The organism is Pantoea sp. X-Soil-TKNS-1211 (assembly GCF_059730495.1).
The window spans coordinates 2853884-2869462 of record NZ_AP035953.1; the positions used below are offsets into that span (position 1 = coordinate 2853884).

15 protein-coding genes, 1 pseudogene and 1 other annotated feature are annotated in these 15579 nt (G+C 47.7%); of the genes and pseudogenes, 8 read left to right on the top strand and 8 right to left on the bottom strand.

Going from position 1 to position 15579, the window contains the following annotated elements; translation table 11 throughout:
* The first annotated feature begins 23 nt into the window (after nt 1-23).
* The 3 genes from AC6I8W_RS13590 to AC6I8W_RS13600 all read left to right on the top strand — a co-directional run bounded on the left by AC6I8W_RS13590 (nt 24) and on the right by AC6I8W_RS13600 (nt 3335).
* Entirely contained in the window at nt 24-1301 is a 1278-nt protein-coding gene (locus AC6I8W_RS13590) for an NAD(P)/FAD-dependent oxidoreductase (RefSeq protein WP_497835439.1), read from the top strand.
* A gap of 67 nt (nt 1302-1368) precedes the next feature.
* Complete coding sequence (locus AC6I8W_RS13595; RefSeq protein WP_497835440.1) at nt 1369-1623, top strand: hypothetical protein; 255 nt, start codon at nt 1369-1371, stop codon at nt 1621-1623.
* Nucleotides 1624-1985: 362 nt separating this feature from the next.
* Entirely contained in the window at nt 1986-3335 is a 1350-nt protein-coding gene (locus AC6I8W_RS13600; protein ID WP_497835441.1) for a hypothetical protein, read from the top strand.
* Nucleotides 3336-4202: 867 nt separating this feature from the next.
* Here the strand turns inward: AC6I8W_RS13600 and AC6I8W_RS13605 are convergent.
* Genes AC6I8W_RS13605 through AC6I8W_RS13635 form a run of 7 tightly spaced genes read right to left on the bottom strand, consistent with a single transcriptional unit; the run spans nt 4203 to nt 11512 of the window.
* Nucleotides 4203-6509, bottom strand: a complete 2307-nt coding sequence (locus AC6I8W_RS13605; RefSeq protein ID WP_497835442.1) for a hypothetical protein — start codon at nt 6507-6509, stop codon at nt 4203-4205.
* A gap of 36 nt (nt 6510-6545) precedes the next feature.
* Nucleotides 6546-7349, bottom strand: coding sequence for a glycosyltransferase family 2 protein (locus AC6I8W_RS13610; RefSeq protein ID WP_497835443.1), 804 nt, complete (start codon nt 7347-7349; stop codon nt 6546-6548).
* A gap of 12 nt (nt 7350-7361) precedes the next feature.
* The gene (locus tag AC6I8W_RS13615; RefSeq protein WP_299449309.1) at nt 7362-7718 is read right to left on the bottom strand and encodes an EamA family transporter; all 357 of its coding nucleotides are present in this window, start codon (nt 7716-7718) and stop codon (nt 7362-7364) included.
* Entirely contained in the window at nt 7715-8548 is an 834-nt protein-coding gene (locus tag AC6I8W_RS13620; RefSeq protein ID WP_497835444.1) for a sugar phosphate isomerase/epimerase family protein, read from the bottom strand. The genes AC6I8W_RS13615 and AC6I8W_RS13620 overlap by 4 nt, the downstream gene beginning before the upstream one ends.
* Complete coding sequence (locus AC6I8W_RS13625; protein ID WP_497835445.1) at nt 8545-9318, bottom strand: NAD-dependent epimerase/dehydratase family protein; 774 nt, start codon at nt 9316-9318, stop codon at nt 8545-8547. The genes AC6I8W_RS13620 and AC6I8W_RS13625 overlap by 4 nt, the downstream gene beginning before the upstream one ends.
* A gap of 17 nt (nt 9319-9335) precedes the next feature.
* On the bottom strand, nt 9336-10340 hold the full coding sequence (locus AC6I8W_RS13630) for a glycosyltransferase family protein (RefSeq protein ID WP_497835446.1): 1005 nt from the start codon (nt 10338-10340) through the stop codon (nt 9336-9338).
* Between the two features lie 2 nt (nt 10341-10342).
* Nucleotides 10343-11512 carry an NAD(P)/FAD-dependent oxidoreductase gene (locus AC6I8W_RS13635; RefSeq protein ID WP_497835447.1) on the bottom strand — a complete coding sequence of 390 codons (1170 nt, stop codon included), beginning with the start codon at nt 11510-11512 and terminating at the stop codon, nt 10343-10345.
* A 314-nt stretch (nt 11513-11826) separates the two neighbouring features.
* Between AC6I8W_RS13635 and AC6I8W_RS13640 the strand changes: the two are divergent.
* The 3 genes and pseudogenes from AC6I8W_RS13640 to AC6I8W_RS13650 all read left to right on the top strand — a co-directional run.
* Nucleotides 11827-11975: pseudogene (locus tag AC6I8W_RS13640) on the top strand (FAD-binding oxidoreductase); the annotation flags it as partial.
* 142 nt (nt 11976-12117) lie between these two features.
* Nucleotides 12118-12477, top strand: a complete 360-nt coding sequence (locus tag AC6I8W_RS13645) for a GtrA family protein (RefSeq protein WP_167379248.1) — start codon at nt 12118-12120, stop codon at nt 12475-12477.
* Nucleotides 12474-13400: a glycosyltransferase family 2 protein gene (locus AC6I8W_RS13650; protein ID WP_497835448.1), complete on the top strand. Its 927-nt coding sequence runs from the start codon at nt 12474-12476 to the stop codon at nt 13398-13400. Before AC6I8W_RS13645 ends, AC6I8W_RS13650 begins: the two co-directional genes overlap by 4 nt.
* Nucleotides 13401-13471: 71 nt before the next feature.
* Here AC6I8W_RS13650 and AC6I8W_RS13655 read toward each other — a convergent pair whose 3' ends face one another.
* The gene (locus AC6I8W_RS13655) at nt 13472-14299 is read right to left on the bottom strand and encodes an SDR family oxidoreductase (protein ID WP_497835449.1); all 828 of its coding nucleotides are present in this window, start codon (nt 14297-14299) and stop codon (nt 13472-13474) included.
* Nucleotides 14300-14480: 181 nt separating this feature from the next.
* Here AC6I8W_RS13655 and hisL point away from each other — a divergent pair, with 181 nt between their 5' ends.
* Together hisL and hisG are read left to right on the top strand one after the other, a co-directional pair.
* Nucleotides 14481-14528 (top strand): his operon leader peptide, encoded by a 48-nt coding sequence (gene hisL, locus AC6I8W_RS13660; RefSeq protein WP_100396937.1) that lies wholly within the window; start codon nt 14481-14483, stop codon nt 14526-14528.
* Nucleotides 14504-14625 (top strand) — a sequence feature (His leader region). It overlaps the preceding gene by 25 nt.
* Nucleotides 14626-14679: 54 nt before the next feature.
* Nucleotides 14680-15579 carry an ATP phosphoribosyltransferase gene (hisG, locus tag AC6I8W_RS13665; RefSeq protein WP_013509717.1) on the top strand — a complete coding sequence of 300 codons (900 nt, stop codon included), beginning with the start codon at nt 14680-14682 and terminating at the stop codon, nt 15577-15579.

Sequence of the window (15579 nt, forward strand, 5' to 3'; positions counted from 1 at the left end):
GCCACGCGCAGAAGGAGGTTGTGATGCAACATGTGGAGAGTTATTACGCCGCAACAGCGAACGCGCATGAACCCTGGCCTGAACTGCAGGAGAGCATTCAATGTGACGTTTGCGTTATTGGGGGAGGTTTTACCGGCCTGTCATCAGCGCTGTATCTCACGGAAGCGGGTTACGATGTGGTGGTGCTGGAAGCGGCGAAAATCGGCTTTGGTGCCAGTGGTCGTAATGGCGGTCAGGTGGTCAACTCTTACAGCCGCGATGTCGATGTGATTGAACAACGCTACGGCAAAGACACGGCGAAAATGCTCGGCAGCATGATGTTCGAAGGCGCGGATATTATTCGCGACCGCATCGATCGCTATGCCATCGCCTGTGACTATCGCCCAGGCGGAATTTTCGCCGCGCTAAATAATCGTCAGATGGGCCATCTGCGTAACCAGAGAGCCAGTTGGGCACGCTATGGCAATAACGATTTAGAATTGCTCGACGAGCGCGGCATCCGCCGTGAGGTGGCGACCGATCGTTACGTCGGTGGACTGCTGGATAAACGTGGTGGACATCTGCATCCACTGAACCTGGCGCTGGGAGAAGCGGAAGCTATCCGGCGTCATGGTGGGCGTATCTATGAACAATCTGCCGCGTTAAAGGTGGATTATGGTACGCCGCATCGCGTGAAAACAGCGCGCGGTGACGTCAGCGCCACCTTTGTCATTTTCGCGGGCAACGCTTATCTCCCGACCCAACTGGAGCCGCGTCTGAGCCGCAAAAGCATGCCGTGTGGTTCACAAATCGTCACCACCGAACCGCTAAGCCGCGACCTGGCACTCGGTCTGCTGCCTAACAACCATTGCGTGGAAGATTGTAATTATCTGCTCGACTATTTCCGTCTGACTGCCGATAACCGTCTGCTATATGGCGGCGGCGTGGTGTATGGCGCGCGCGAGCCGGAGGATATTGATGCGTTGATTCGACCGAAACTGCTGCGCACCTTCCCGCAGTTGCGCGATGTGAAGCTCAGCTATCGCTGGAGCGGAAATTTCCTGCTGACGCTGTCGCGAATGCCACAGTTTGGCCAACTGGAGAAGAATGTTTACTTTATGCAGGGCGACAGTGGTCATGGCGTGACCTGTACCCACTTATCCGGCAAGCTGATTGCGGAAGTGTTGCGCGGCCAGGCCGAACGGTTTGATGCTTTCGCCAAACTCCCCCATCTGCCCTTCCCTGGTGGCAGGCGTTTTAAGGTGCCACTCACGGCGATGGGTGCAGCCTGGTATGCGTTGCGCGACCGGCTGGGGGTGTGAAAAGGGAGCTTTCGCTCCCTTCAGACTTTGATCTAATAAGGTCAGTGCATTTAACGGACTGACTGCCATGCTTAAAGAACCCGTTCGACAGCAATACCCGTTTAAAATGGTAAATACCCATGCCACCACAACGACCACCGTCACCTTGTCCACTGGCTTACCCTTTATCGCGTCGCCCTGTTTGGACCTGATTGGATTGTCAACCATAATGCTTCAGTGTCCAGTAGTGGTTCTGGCGCTTCAGTTCGACAACGAAATCACCGATGGTAACTGTTTTATGGCCTCTGATATCCATCTTGATGCTCTGTCGGAAGCATTCTGAATGTCGCGATAGCGTGGCATGGTAATTGCCTATTACTTATAACTGTATGCGTACACAGCATTATCGATTGATATGAGCGAACAAGCCAATTGTGGGAGCTTGCTGAGTAGGGACTGAGGATAAAGGGAATTTAGTTGTTGGCTGGCTTTCGTGATGGATCTTTAAGGGCATTCCCATTAGTATTGATGATAATTCTTGGCTAATTATTTACAGTCTGAGGTATTTTCCATGCCGGAGTTCTTTAACTCACGTCTTCCTGGTATCAAAACAACCCTATTCGTTGTTAATTTTGCGGCTGGCGTTTTCGCCTTCTTCTCTTTCGCTCTCGCCATGGTGCTGCAATCGTACGGTGCTTAACCGTCTTGCTCACACTAACAGGTACGGCAAAATCAGCCGCGGAGGTTGGTATCAAAAGTTATTCCAACGCAAAGGTCATTGCGATCACCTTTGCATTAGGAGTTCTTGTATTCTTTGCAAGATTCCCGCAGCCAGTAATCACTCCAACAATTTATGCAGAAGATGGTGTATGGATTGGAAGCGCTTTATCTAATGGCTGGTTAGATACTTTCATTCATGCAAGACCAGATTATTTTGTTTTCTTCAATATATTCTTTTTATGGTGTGCTTCATCATTAAGTCACATATTTAGCGGAAGCCCTCTTTTACTGCTCCCACTGTTTATCTCTTTTCTGTCCTACTCGTTCTATTCGTTATCTTCAGTCATTATATTTCTGACCGTAAAAAGATATGCAGGGACGATGCTGGCATTCCTTGCCTATACCATGTCAATCCTTATACCGCTTGGTGTTTCTCAGGCAGAATCAATTGGAACACTGGTTCAGGTAGGGTTTTACATGCCGATTCTGTCTATCTGTGCTCATCTTTACCGAGATGATGATGGTCCTGCTAAGAGAAAGATTGCCTGTGACATTCTTATTTTCCTGATGGCAGCAACCAACCCTGTTAACTTTGCAGTAACCGGGATTTATTTTGTCATCAGCTTCTTAAGCACTGAACACAAGAAACGATTAATCACTAGCTTTCTTCCACTGCTTATCGCTCTCCTGGTATTGTTCCTGATGATTGTTCCGAGAATGAATGGGAGCGGAGGAATCATTGGCGCATACAACAGCAGCCATCTGATGGAAATGGTGACAGCCAGATCATTGCTTTACTCATTCACATTCCCGTTTTACAACAAGCTGAGTAACGTTACATCCATTATTCTCACGCTGGTATATGCGGCTTTTGTTGTAGTAGCTTTAACTAAAGCGGAAAAAAGAAGCAGAACCGCGATACTAATGTTTGCAGCTATGCTCGTGATTTATGACTCCGCAACAGCTGCCGGGCGTTCTGGCATCACTGGCCTTCTTACCGGTTATGGTGCAACGTATCCAGATCGATACTTCATGGGGATAAATATTATCTCCTCGACATTGATGGCAATTTGCGCCGGGCAATTCAAAAACTCAATAGTGGGGTACGTGTGGGTACTGGTGATGGCAATCGTCTATGTATCTGGCATTCATATGATGTTTGAAAACTCTCAGGACAAGCGCAGAGTTGCATTAGATTATATCTATACTAATGCTCTTTGCAGCGCAAAGGATGAAGGGAATGGATTTAGCAGGATCCAGATACTTCCATCTCCAGACTGGTACATAAGGGTACCGTCTGACCATGTAAAAAATATTGGATGCGTAAGAAATTGAAAAAAGCCCCGAAAGGGGCTTTGAAGAAAATATAGCATACTGAGCAATATCTGCTTACACCTTAACTATATCAGGTAATAACATGATTTTACTGTCGCAACACATGGAGGATCCGGTGGAACGTAGTAATTTTATTCAAGGGATATTGCTACCTATCCTTCATAATCATCAGATTGGGACAAGCGTTATTGATATAAGCATATCTGCTGCATATTTATTCTCACTCCTTACGGCTATTGTGTTTGCAATGCCAGCTAATAAAATAAATCGTGTTACTGGGTTTCCTGCACTCGCCCTCTATTAGTTATCACTAGCATTATCTCCCTGGCTTCTGTCGTTTTCATATTCTCTTTATTGGGTTCCATTTATTACCATTCCCCCTGGTATTATTACCTTCCTTTTGGGAGAGATTCCACTTAGGAAGAAAATATTTACCACTAACCCTTGTTGCTATAGCTATGGTGATTAGTGGAGTTGCCCCCGCTAAATCGACGGTTAATTTATAACTGGTAGCGAACTTCTATATTCCCGCGGTGAGCGATATCCCAGCGCGATGTGCGGGTGATGTTCGTTAATGACTGAACGCCACCACCAGGTTCATCACCTCTATGCCTACTCGAATATTATGCCAGAAGTATTTTAATGGCGCTTGAGCACAATGTAATCAGTACCAAAAGAATGCACTACCTGATGCCACCGTTGCGTTAACTCGCGGTGCATTACTCTCGCTTACCAGCATCGGACATTATCTACAGAATTCTATTCAGGCTAAAACAAAACGCGTTGCTACAAAAGAAGAACCCCACCTGAAAAAGTGGGGTTTGTCAGCAGTCTGAAGGGAGCTTACGCTCCCTTTTGGGCTCTGGCTTATTGGAGAGTGATGGGTTTGGCGAAGTTGCTGCATTGCAACAGTTTTCCATCACCGGCAATCGACACACCAACCTGATAATTTCCTTTAAAATCCGTGACATCTGCCACAATTTTATAACCAGAATTGATTAAACCTGGCTTATGGAAATAATTCGCCACATCACCACGTGGAACAGATGCCATTGGCGCGTAAAAGTGTTGTCCCTGAGCATTGGTCAATGTTAACCATGCCCGTTCTGCAGGCTGATTATTTGCGATGGAAAACGCAGTCCAGCCCGAACTCATCAGCCTTGTTTTCGTCTGCCCATCAAGGATAAAGCCTGACGATTCCAGAGCATCGATACTGGCATCACAGGCGGTCGTTATTTCAGACAAGCCTGCGGGTTTTTCAGCCGTAAACCTCTGGAGCAATGAGCTTTCGACTTTAATATTATCAAAAGGATAGCTTTCCCAGCTTGCCTGGAAATCATTCGTGAAATAATGCCGACTCGGTGTCTCAAGCATCACCTCTATGACACGTTCCCCCTGCTGAGGAAAGGTATCGAGCCAGGGAGAAACCCAGATCCCACTCTGTGCGTTGATAATGTTCAGGCGGTAACGCTTAATCTCTCCGTTGGTCAATTTATAATTTACGTAGAGAACACCGCCACGATATAGCGCATTTTGTATTTTTGCCAGTAACGTGAAATTTAGCTTTGGTTTTAATTTTACTGCACCAGTCGTAAATTTAGGCACAGGAATCCATTCACCAAAATGCAAGCTTACTTTACCGAGCAACTGTGGTGTTAATGGCAAGCTCTGTGTTTTTTTCTTAAATAGCATAACAGGCGTCCCTCTTTCCCCTGGGAAAGTACGGATCATATGATAATGGCTTAATATAGCGGTTGATGTTAGAGGATCTTCATTGAGGACATATTTGTAGTCAAAATCGTCATAGGCCGGGCAATGGCTATCGAGGCACGCCATAGTGGCCGTCCACAAGATATACTCAGGGGCATCATCACCGGCAAAAAAGGCCGCATTAAGATTATCCAGCACCGGTGTCAACGTCATATAGTTTTGAAATGACGGACGATGATGATAATTAAGCTTATTTGCCAACAAATACTCATTGCTATTGGGATAGACGTCAATTGTCTGACTGCCAATTTGAGCAACAACATCAGCTGGTAATGCATACTGAGGATATTTCGCAGCGGCACGTTCACTGTAGCTTTGGGAAAAATCTTCATGCCTAATCAAGCCAGAAAGTTTTTGTACGCTGGGGAAAATTGACATGTGCCCCATCGTTAACATCAACGCCAGCATAAAAAACGCCATTGCGAACCATCTGCGCTTTGAGCTGACCATAAAGATTAATGACATCAGTGTAACAGGGAAAATAAAATAACTAATATAATGATCTGCGCGTGAGAAACCGATTTTTAAAAAAATCAAAATCAGACCATTAATGGTCAATAATAATGCCGGTTGATTTTTAGCGAGAAAAAAATTAAAGCAAACGAAAACAAGAAAAATTATGATGTAAGTGGCATTTTTTAAACGCACGTCATAAGTCATATCAACTGAGTTGCCAAAATTCAGTTGTGAGTTGATAACAGTGTAATCAATCACACTGCTGACATGATGAAAGATAAGGAAACCAAACAAAAAATAAAAAAGGGTTGCTGAGATTGTGAGAAGTGCCACTGCCCTAAACTGACGTTTTATCACACCCGTTGAAAAAAAATAGCTACCAAAGGTGAGCAATGCGACCATGCCATAGAAAAAACGCACGAAAAATAAAAAAGCGACGAAAACGCCGAGAGAAAACAACACCCGTTTATTTTCCAACCAGCGATCCTGCCCAATTGAACAGCAATAAATGATGATGAAAAGAGGCAGGGTAAAGTAAATTGCTGCCGAGTCAAAAACCCTTATCACGGCAACATAAACGATTGCTAAAAAAATAACAGCTCGATGCCTGATCGCCAGTCGCAACATGATTGCCCAGCTAGCTGCAGCATACAAACTGATGAAGATAGCTGACAACCAATATGAAAGTAGAGAATATTGGGCGACAATTCTGCCAGTTAGCCAGTAAAAAGGGCCATAGCTAAAAAGAAAATCTTGTGGGCCAGTAAAAAAATCTGGCAACACATTTACCCATTGCTCAGCGCCGCCTGCTGAGCCAACACTAAGCGGCTGCTGGCATGTGGCAGTAAAAACAATTGCGAATATAAAAACGAACAACTGAGCGAGATTAAATAATTCCGCTCTCGTGTTGTCAGTCGTTATAAGATTAGCACGAGAGAATCTAAACATACGCCATCCTGGTCTTGGTTATAGCAAAATCAATCTTCAGTTATACTTACCAAAGCAGGCAGCAAACAGAATTGACAATACTGACCAATTGCCTCGGATAGCGCTTATTTTGGTAGGCACCTCACCTTTCGGATAACGGCGCACTGTCGCGATCTCAAGGCAACGAAAACCCAGCTTTGGTGCGCGGTAAGAAAGATAAGCAAGAAGTTCATAAGTCGAAAAAATATCGCGGAAGGGTGCAATACGCGCGTCCAGCAACATTTTACGGCTGTAAGCCCGGAATCCCTGAGTCGTATCCGTCCATTTAAAACCTGAAAATACACTGAGCATCGGCGCATGAATAAAACGGATTGCGAAGTCGCGTGAAGCAGGGGTATTTTCAGCCACGCCGCCTTTGACAAAACGTGATGCCTGCACAAAATCCACACCGTCTTTCAATGCCGCAATAAACTGCGGGATGGCATCGGGATCGTCTTTATCGTTACCATCAATAGTGACAATGCCCTCATATCCCTGATCCAGCGCAAACGCATAACCACAGCGCAATTGTGAACTGAGTTTGCCCGGCCCGGTTTTTAATAATAATCCGCTGACCTGCAACTGTTTCAGCGCTTCCAGCTCCAGAGAACCATCGCGACTGCCACCATCAACAATAATAATGTCCGCGTAGGTAGCGACATTAATCGCCGCCATACGGGCCAGCAGATTACGAATACGTTCACCTTCATTGATTACCGGAATTACTACACAATAATCATGTGTTTTGCCCTGCCACATCTGGCGCTCAAAGGCAGGAACTTCCCAACCGGCACGAAGGTTTTGAGGTATTGATTCAGTCATAATATTTTCTGCTTACTTAACTTTTAGAGTAATCAAGGCGACGCCCGCCATCACCATAAAAATCCCGGCAATGGTTGACCAGTAAATAGGCTCACGAAACACTAATACCGAGAGTAGCGCCACACAAGCAATAGCACCTGAGGTCAGCACCGGGTGAGCAACATTTAATGGCAGGAAGGCCAGTGCGGCGGCATAAAGAAGGAAAGCCATACCATAAAGAAAAATACCCAGCCACAATGGCCAGTTAGACAATACGGCCAGAGGCTCAGCCAGGCTCGGCAACTTACGTGGCGGTGTCATCGCCATCTTTATCAGCACGCTTGCGGAAGCATTGGATGCGATTCCAAAAATAAGGATCAGCCACTTCATACCGCAGCTCCTGCTGAGTCACGATAGTGCCGGGTCACAAACTCTAAGGCTTCATCAATAGCAGACAAGGGGGATTCGTTCTGTGTCATCAGCATTTCAATGGTAGCAACCCGCTGTGGCAGAGCATGATTTATCGCTGCGGCAACGGCAGCATGATCCACCGCGCTACGACCGAGTGGAATAAGGTTTGCCTCGCTCAGATGAATATGACCGATGATGTCAGCATCTCGCTGCATGATCTCGCTAATGCTTTCCTGGTTGATCGCAATAGCGCCGGTATCCAGCTGCATTTTTATTCCAGGATGATTAACCTGACGCACCATGGCTGCGGCTTCAGCCGTTCCGGTCATGAAATTAGCGCCATAGCATTCAGGATTCGGCTCCAGGCAAATAACCACGCCTTCACGCTGACAGATATCCCCCAGGCGACGGAAGAAATCGCTGGCGATGTCACCGGTGGCTTCGTCGCTTAAACCCTGGCGATCGCGATTTTTGGGGGAGCCAAAAACCAGAGCCGGAATACCCAGTCCGGCTGCAATGCGGCTGACAGACTGCAAATGGTTCAGCATCTTTGCCTGAACAGCGGTGTCAGCAAACAGATTCAGCCCCTGGGTACCGAAAAGCAGCGATTGCATACCTGCCAGTGTAATCCCCTGCTGTTCCCAGCGCTGACGTACTACGGCGATATCGTTATCGCTGGCCTGCAATGGATCGGGAAAATATTTGCCCGGCGCAATATCGATAGCATCCACTTGCCAGCGGTGTAACAAGCGACATACAGCCTCGTCATCGGCAGGGTCCCAGGCGATATTTGAGATCGAAATTCTCATCCCGCATTCCCGACGTTTTCAGATTGTGCATAGGCACGAACAGCCATCAGTGATTCACGGCGATTGTATTGATAATCTGCATCGCTGGTGAACAGGTGGCTATAACGGCTTTTCATACTGTAATTGCCCGGCTTGTCCTGCACGTGATTAGTAAATTCGAAGCCAAAACCGTATTTTGCCACATCGGCCACACTTACCGGTGCCGCAGTCAAATGCAACAACTTGAGTTTGTGCTGCAAGGCAATCTCGATGTCATACCACAGGTTGATCATGGGATAGAACTGGAACACACCGCGACTTTCAATTTGCGCGACGTTATTCTCATGCAAAAAATCATAAATGATATTTTTTTTCAGACCAGGACCAACCAGTCCAGGCAGGCGCACAATCAGTGCATCCGGGAAGTGCTGGCTGACAAACTGCTCAAGATAGTAGCGGTGTAAACCATACGCGTGTAACCCTGCCGTATCGATCGGGGTTGCTTCATCGACATTTACCGGTTCTTTAAATACGTCCACGGTGCTGATCAAAATAAACTGGCGGCAGGTCACTGTTTTTAATTTTTCGATCAGTGCTTCGATTTTCCGCAAATCGTCGGCAGGATCTTTATTCGCCAGCCATTTTTGCGCCGGAGCACCTGCACACACGACCGTATCGAAAGTCTGTCCAACAATTTCATCAATGTTTGTCGAACGATAGAGCGAATCGAACTTGCGCTGCTTCAACAGCGTGGTGCCAACAAAGCCAGAAAATCCAATTAGTGCGTCCATGTTACCCTCTGAGTAAATTAATTGTCGCGGCCAGTCTGTACGTTATTGGGTTCCGGCGCCAGCGATGTATCCATGACATTTACCCGGTTGGTATTCACCATAATTTCGCTATTACGCTCATAAACCACCGCATACTCAGCCTGGGCGCTACTCTCGTCCAGTAATCGGCCTAAATATTCGCCAAAAAAGGCCATCATCACAAACTGAACGATAAACAATGAGCTCATGAACAATATAGTGGTTGTCCATCCTTCAGCCACATTACCGCTAAGCAGATGAATGAACACACTATAACAGGCAAAAATGAAACCTGCGATGCTCCCGCACATCCCCAACACTGACATCCAGCGTAACGGGCGAGAAGAGTTAAACACCATCAAGCGTAATAAACGTCGCAGAGATTCCACCACATTAGCACCTTCAGACTCTCTAAACGGGGTATATTTCAACTCGCCCGCTGGGTAGCCTGTTTTTTGAATGCGCAGGTAAAACTGATGGTGAAAACGGCCAATTCGCGTCACGGCATTGACTGCCCGACGGCTTAAGCAACGTAGACCGGTAGCATTACGAGGAATATCATAATCGATAGTGCGCAGTGCAATATTCATCAAACGGCGGATAATGCGGTAGCGCAGTGTGCGCACATGGCTCGACACCCCAACCACCACATCAGTACCACTCCGGCATTGATTCACGATTTCCGGCACGACATGTATCGGATCGGACAATGGGTTCCACAACACAACAAAGTCCCCGATGGCACTTTCTAAGCCTGCCGCCAGCGCAACATCGTAAAACACCGCGCTGGAGAGCTGAATAATACGCACACAGGGAATATGTTTCAGTATGCGGTCTTCAACTTCAGCATGTGTCGTGTTTAATCCTGGGGCGATAACAACTAATTCATAATCGCTATAGTTCTCATCTAACAGCGTGCCAAGTTTGGATAATGGCTCGTAGATGTTTTCCAGATGGTTCTGGATCACAATGACCACAGAGACAAACGATTCACTTTTTATCATTATTAATTCAGCTCTATCAGGCGCTCAATTTCATGCAACGCATCATAAATATTGTCAATCTTGCCACCCATCACGCAATGCAATCCTCTTAAACCATGGTTGGCACGGAAAAGAATCGGGCGCGAATCGTCGCTGTCGCTGCGGGGTAAAATTGTTTTCACCTCCCAGATTGAGCGCTGATACTGACATTCGCTTAAACCGGGAACATATCGTTGTGCATCCCGCAGCATATGACCCCATGCCGACTGACGCGGGCTCTGATCATATTTTATGTGGGAGTCTTCATAAGATTTACTGGCCACATCACTCCACTGGTTATGTGGCGTGTAGCGAACGTGGCTGAACGAATGCAGCTGTGCCGAAGGAAACGGCATGACCGAGAAAAATGGACCGCACATTAATGTCAGCCCCATTTTTTTGAATTCGTCAGGAACGTCGACCAGACACATTTCTGTCATCTCATGACGTAACGGAATCAATGCCAGCCCTGAACCATTCAGCAGATAGTTGATGCGTGAATAAGTGCAGTTAAACACATGATCGGCATAAACTGTCTCCGGTTGCCCGGAGATAGAGGTAAAAACCTCCAGTCCTTCGCCATATTCCCGAACTTTCTCCACCACCGCGTCGGTGACGATGCGTACATTAGCCGCTGACAGTCGTTCAATCATGAGGTCGCGCAGCTTGTGGGAATCAAATGCATATTCGCGAGTGGTGAACACGGAATCAATCAGCGTCGGGTTCATCAGACGTTTGACTGAAGCTGGCGCTTCGTCACATTCAGCACCAATTCGCTGGCAGAAACGCAGGAATTGATCGCCAGTGACTTTGCTTAGTGACCCGGCAACCAGGTAATACTTAGCAAAATCATCATCTATACAGTCACGAAATTCATTAACGAAACGCGGAAAAGAGAGGCGCGATCGTAAAGCGGTAAGAATACTTCGAGGGTAATGATAGCCATTGTGCACACGCGCCTGATTAACATATGACGCGCGTGACATTAGCTGTTGGCTTTTCTCAAAAATAGTGACCTGACACCCCTTTAACGCCAGCTGTTCCGCCAGATATAAGCCGAAAAAGCCACCGCCAGCGATAACAATATTTTTCGCCGGGCCAGCCTTATTTTTTGAGACCTGTTGCATATGTGATCCCCAAACCTGACAAACCATTCTTAGGCAATGTCTGATACTTTTTTGTGTCAGGAATGATACTGACTTTACAATTAAAAGGAAACGAAAAGGAAAGGTTAAGATTGCGTTAGATCAGGCTCCAGGAGAAAGCAGATGTTTCTCATACCACATACTGAAGATTCGGCGGTGAAAGGCAGGTAAGGGCAGTGAAAAAAAGTGACTTAACCCAAAGGGATAGCCATTGAGTTACTCCAGCCATACTCAAAACCCAGCCCATCACACATCGCACTGCCGTCGATGATTTTTCCGACATTTCCCAGGGGATCGGCAACGAATGTCGGCGATGTCAGGTCAAGATGATTGCGGAAGTACTGCGTGGCCAGGCGGAACGTTTGATGCCTTCGCCAGATTGCCTCCCCTGCCCTTTCCGGGCGGCAGACGTTTTAAAATCCCCCTGACGGCGATGGGTGCGGCCTGGGATACGTTAAAAGGACAGATTGGGAGTGTAAAAAAGGGAGCGGGAGCTCCCTCAGCCTCAAGTGACCCCATGCACCTTGGTGAAATGATAACCTGCATTAACAACCCCTTGCTTCAGTTCCAGGCAAGTGTAAAGATCTGCACCTCACTTGCTACAGAACATTGCCATGCTGAAACTCTTTGCAAGATACACATCGGTAGGTGTGATCAACACGTTAATCCACTGGATCACCTTCGCCATCTGCGTCGAACGGGGTCTCCAGCAATCTTTGTCCAACTTCATTGCATTTCTCGTTGCTGTAACCTTCTCATTTTTCGCTAATGCCAAATGGACGTTCGGCTCAAATGCGACCACCATTCGCTACATCATGTATGTGTTCTTCATGGGAATGGTCGCCGTGATGATAGGTTCATATGCTGACAGAATGAAAATTAACCCGGTGGTGACGCTAGTCGTCTTCTCCGCAACAAGTCTGGTATGTGGATTTATCTATTCTAAATATATTATTTTCAGAGAACATAAATGAAAATATCTCTTGTTGTTCCTGTTCTTAACGAAGAGGAAGCACTGCCAGTTTTTTACCATGCCATCCGCAATTTTCAGGGATTTGGCCATGATGATGTTGAAATAATCTTTGTCAATGATGGCAGCACCGACAATACCGAGACGTTACTTCAGCAAATTGAAAAGACCGACCCCCTCGTTAAACATATCTGCTTTACACGTAACTTTGGTAAAGAACCTGCATTATTTGCCGGACTTGAATCATCAACGGGTGACGTGGTTATTCCTATCGATGTGGATCTCCAGGATCCGATCGATGTCATACCTCGTCTCATCGCAAAGTGGCAAGAAGGGGCTAACGTCGTTCTGGCAAAACGTGTTGATCGTTCGTCCGATAGCCACCTGAAGCGCAAAAGTGCTGAATACTTTTATAAATTGCACAACATGATTAGCAAGCCGAAGATTGAAGAGAATGTGGGTGATTTCCGCCTTATGTCTCGTGAAATCGTTGATAATATAAAACTGCTGTCTGAGAAGAATTTGTTCATGAAGGGCATTCTTTCATGGGTCGGTGGTCGAACTGCAGTCGTGGAATATACCCGTGCCGAGCGGATTGCCGGTGTGACAAAGTTTAATGGCTGGAAGCTATGGAATCTAGCGCTTGAAGGGATTACCTCGTTCTCCACTTTCCCTTTACGTATGTGGACATATATTGGCTTCTTCGTCGCCGGATTATCATTCCTTTATGGCATATGGATGATTATTGACAAACTGGTTTGGGGCAACCCTGTGGCGGGTTATCCCTCCATCCTCGTGTCGATTTTGTTTCTTGGTGGCGTTCAGTTAATTGGTATTGGGGTACTAGGTGAGTACATCGGAAGAATTTATGTCGAGGTTAAGCAAAGACCGAGATATATTATTAAAAATAAAAATAACAACTCATGAAAATATGTTCACGTGTCACACGCTGAAAAATCGGCGGCGACACGTCAAGGAAGACCGTGAAATAAAGTGACTTAACCCAAAGGCATCGTCATGGGGTCACTCCAGCTATATTCGAAACCGAGCTCATCGCAAATTGCCCTGCCGTCGATGCTTTTTCCGACATTCCCCTGGGTCTCGGCCACAAATGTCGGCGGTATCAGGCCTAGCTGACGTGCCACAGTGGGGTAAAACTCACTTCGCGTCGGATGCTTCGGCGCACACAAGTTGTAAATATGCCCACCTTTCGGTGTCTGCAACAACAGCACAATGGCATCCACCACATCATCCAGGTGCACCAGATTGACCACGTGGGCACCATCGCGTAAGTCGGTTTTTCCGGCGAGAAATCGCCCCGGATGCCGATTTGGCCCCACCAGCCCGGCAAGACGAACGATATCTACCGATGTTCCCGGTAAATCGTGTAGCCAGTTTTCCAGCGCCACCAGCGTGTTACCCGCCACAGTTTCTGGTCGTAACGGGCTATGTTCCTTCATCACCCCCGGGCCAGAACCATACACCGAGGTCGAACTGGTGAAAATGATCCGCGGCACTTTAAAAGCCAGCGCGGTATCCACCACGTTTTGTACCGCCTGCATATAATCTTCACCGCCCTGCACCGTTCGACTGGCAGGTAAGGTCACCACCAACGCGTCTACCGACATCAGCGCCTCCAGATCCTCAGCCTCACACTCCAACTCAGGTGTCAGCACCAGCTGGCATGCTTCGATGCCACAGCGACGTGCCGCATCCACACCGTCTGGAGAGGTTTTGCTACCCTTCACCTGCCAGCCGCGTGCTGCCAGCGCCATCGCCAGCGGCATGCCCAGCCATCCCAGCCCTACAATCGCGACCTTTTTCATATCGACTCCTGGCTTCGCTACTCAAAGACACTTCATTTTAGTGCTGTCGCAGGTGTCAAACCAGCGCTAACTGTTGCGGGAGATTCTGGAAACTGACATTAAAAAAGGCTTGCCACAGGGCGCTATCTTCGCTAGGTTAATCAGCACGCAAATGAATACCCATTCAGCAACGGAATTTTTTATGACACGCGTTCAGTTCAACCACCATCATCACCATCATCCTGACTAGTCTTTCAGGCGATGTGTGCTGGAAGACGTTTAGGATCTTCCAGTGGTGCGAGCGCAAAGAAAGCCCCCGGAAGATCATCTTCCGGGGGTTTTTTTATGGGCTAACGCAACCCAACTGAGTTCAGACAGGAATGAATAAGAGGACAGGAATCATGTTAGATAACACCCGTTTACGCATAGCTATGCAGAAATCTGGCCGTTTAAGTGATGAATCACGCGAACTGCTGGCCCGCTGTGGCATCAAAATCAACCTTCAGCAGCAGCGTCTGATTGCGTTTGCGGAAAACATGCCGATCGACATCCTGCGGGTACGCGATGACGATATTCCTGGCCTGGTGATGGATGGCGTGGTGGATCTTGGCATCGTGGGCGAAAACGTGCTGGAAGAAGAACTGCTGACACGCCGTGCCCAGGGCGAAGACCCGCGTTACTTCACCCTGCGTCGCCTCGATTTTGGTGGTTGCCGTCTGTCGCTGGCGATGCCGGTTGATGCCGAATACACCGGCCCACAATGCCTTGATAAATCCCGTATCGCTACCTCTTACCCTCACCTGCTGAAAAAGTACCTCGATAAACAAGGTGTTGCTTTCAAATCCTGTCTGCTGAATGGCTCAGTGGAAGTCGCACCGCGTGCCGGTCTGGCCGACGCCATCTGTGACCTGGTGTCCACCGGTGCCACACTGGAGGCCAATGGCCTGCGCGAAGTTGAAGTGATCTATCGCTCCAAAGCGGTATTGATCCAACGTGACGGCGAGCTGTCCGGTGCCAAACAAGAGCTGGTCGACAAACTGATGACGCGTATTCAGGGTGTCATCAAAGCGCGTGAGTCCAAATACATCATGCTGCACGCGCCGAGCGAGCGTCTGGAAGAAGTGATTGCCCTGCTGCCGGGTGCGGAGCGTCCGACCGTCCTGCCACTGGCCGGTGAAGTGAGCCGTGTGGCGATGCACATGGTAAGCAGCGAGACGCTGTTCTGGGAAACGATGGAAAAACTGAAAGCCCTGGGTGCCAGCTCAATTCTGGTGCTGCCGATTGAAAAAATGCTGGAGTGA

Excerpts from the sequence above, each read along its gene's own strand:
- AC6I8W_RS13590 (WP_497835439.1), top strand. The coding sequence starts at position 24 with ATGCAACATGTGGAGAGTTATTACGCCGCAACAGCGAACGCGCATGAA.
- AC6I8W_RS13650 (WP_497835448.1), top strand. The coding sequence starts at position 12,474 with ATGAAAATATCTCTTGTTGTTCCTGTTCTTAACGAAGAGGAAGCACTG.
- AC6I8W_RS13610 (WP_497835443.1), bottom strand. The coding sequence starts at position 7,349 with ATGACTGAATCAATACCTCAAAACCTTCGTGCCGGTTGGGAAGTTCCT.
- AC6I8W_RS13625 (WP_497835445.1), bottom strand. The coding sequence starts at position 9,318 with ATGGACGCACTAATTGGATTTTCTGGCTTTGTTGGCACCACGCTGTTG.
- AC6I8W_RS13645 (WP_167379248.1), top strand. The coding sequence starts at position 12,118 with ATGCTGAAACTCTTTGCAAGATACACATCGGTAGGTGTGATCAACACG.
- hisG (WP_013509717.1), top strand. The coding sequence starts at position 14,680 with ATGTTAGATAACACCCGTTTACGCATAGCTATGCAGAAATCTGGCCGT.
- AC6I8W_RS13655 (WP_497835449.1), bottom strand. The coding sequence starts at position 14,299 with ATGAAAAAGGTCGCGATTGTAGGGCTGGGATGGCTGGGCATGCCGCTG.
- AC6I8W_RS13605 (WP_497835442.1), bottom strand. The coding sequence starts at position 6,509 with ATGTTTAGATTCTCTCGTGCTAATCTTATAACGACTGACAACACGAGA.
- AC6I8W_RS13635 (WP_497835447.1), bottom strand. The coding sequence starts at position 11,512 with ATGGTTTGTCAGGTTTGGGGATCACATATGCAACAGGTCTCAAAAAAT.
- AC6I8W_RS13595 (WP_497835440.1), top strand. The coding sequence starts at position 1,369 with ATGCTTAAAGAACCCGTTCGACAGCAATACCCGTTTAAAATGGTAAAT.
- AC6I8W_RS13620 (WP_497835444.1), bottom strand. The coding sequence starts at position 8,548 with ATGAGAATTTCGATCTCAAATATCGCCTGGGACCCTGCCGATGACGAG.
- AC6I8W_RS13630 (WP_497835446.1), bottom strand. The coding sequence starts at position 10,340 with ATGATAAAAAGTGAATCGTTTGTCTCTGTGGTCATTGTGATCCAGAAC.
- AC6I8W_RS13615 (WP_299449309.1), bottom strand. The coding sequence starts at position 7,718 with ATGAAGTGGCTGATCCTTATTTTTGGAATCGCATCCAATGCTTCCGCA.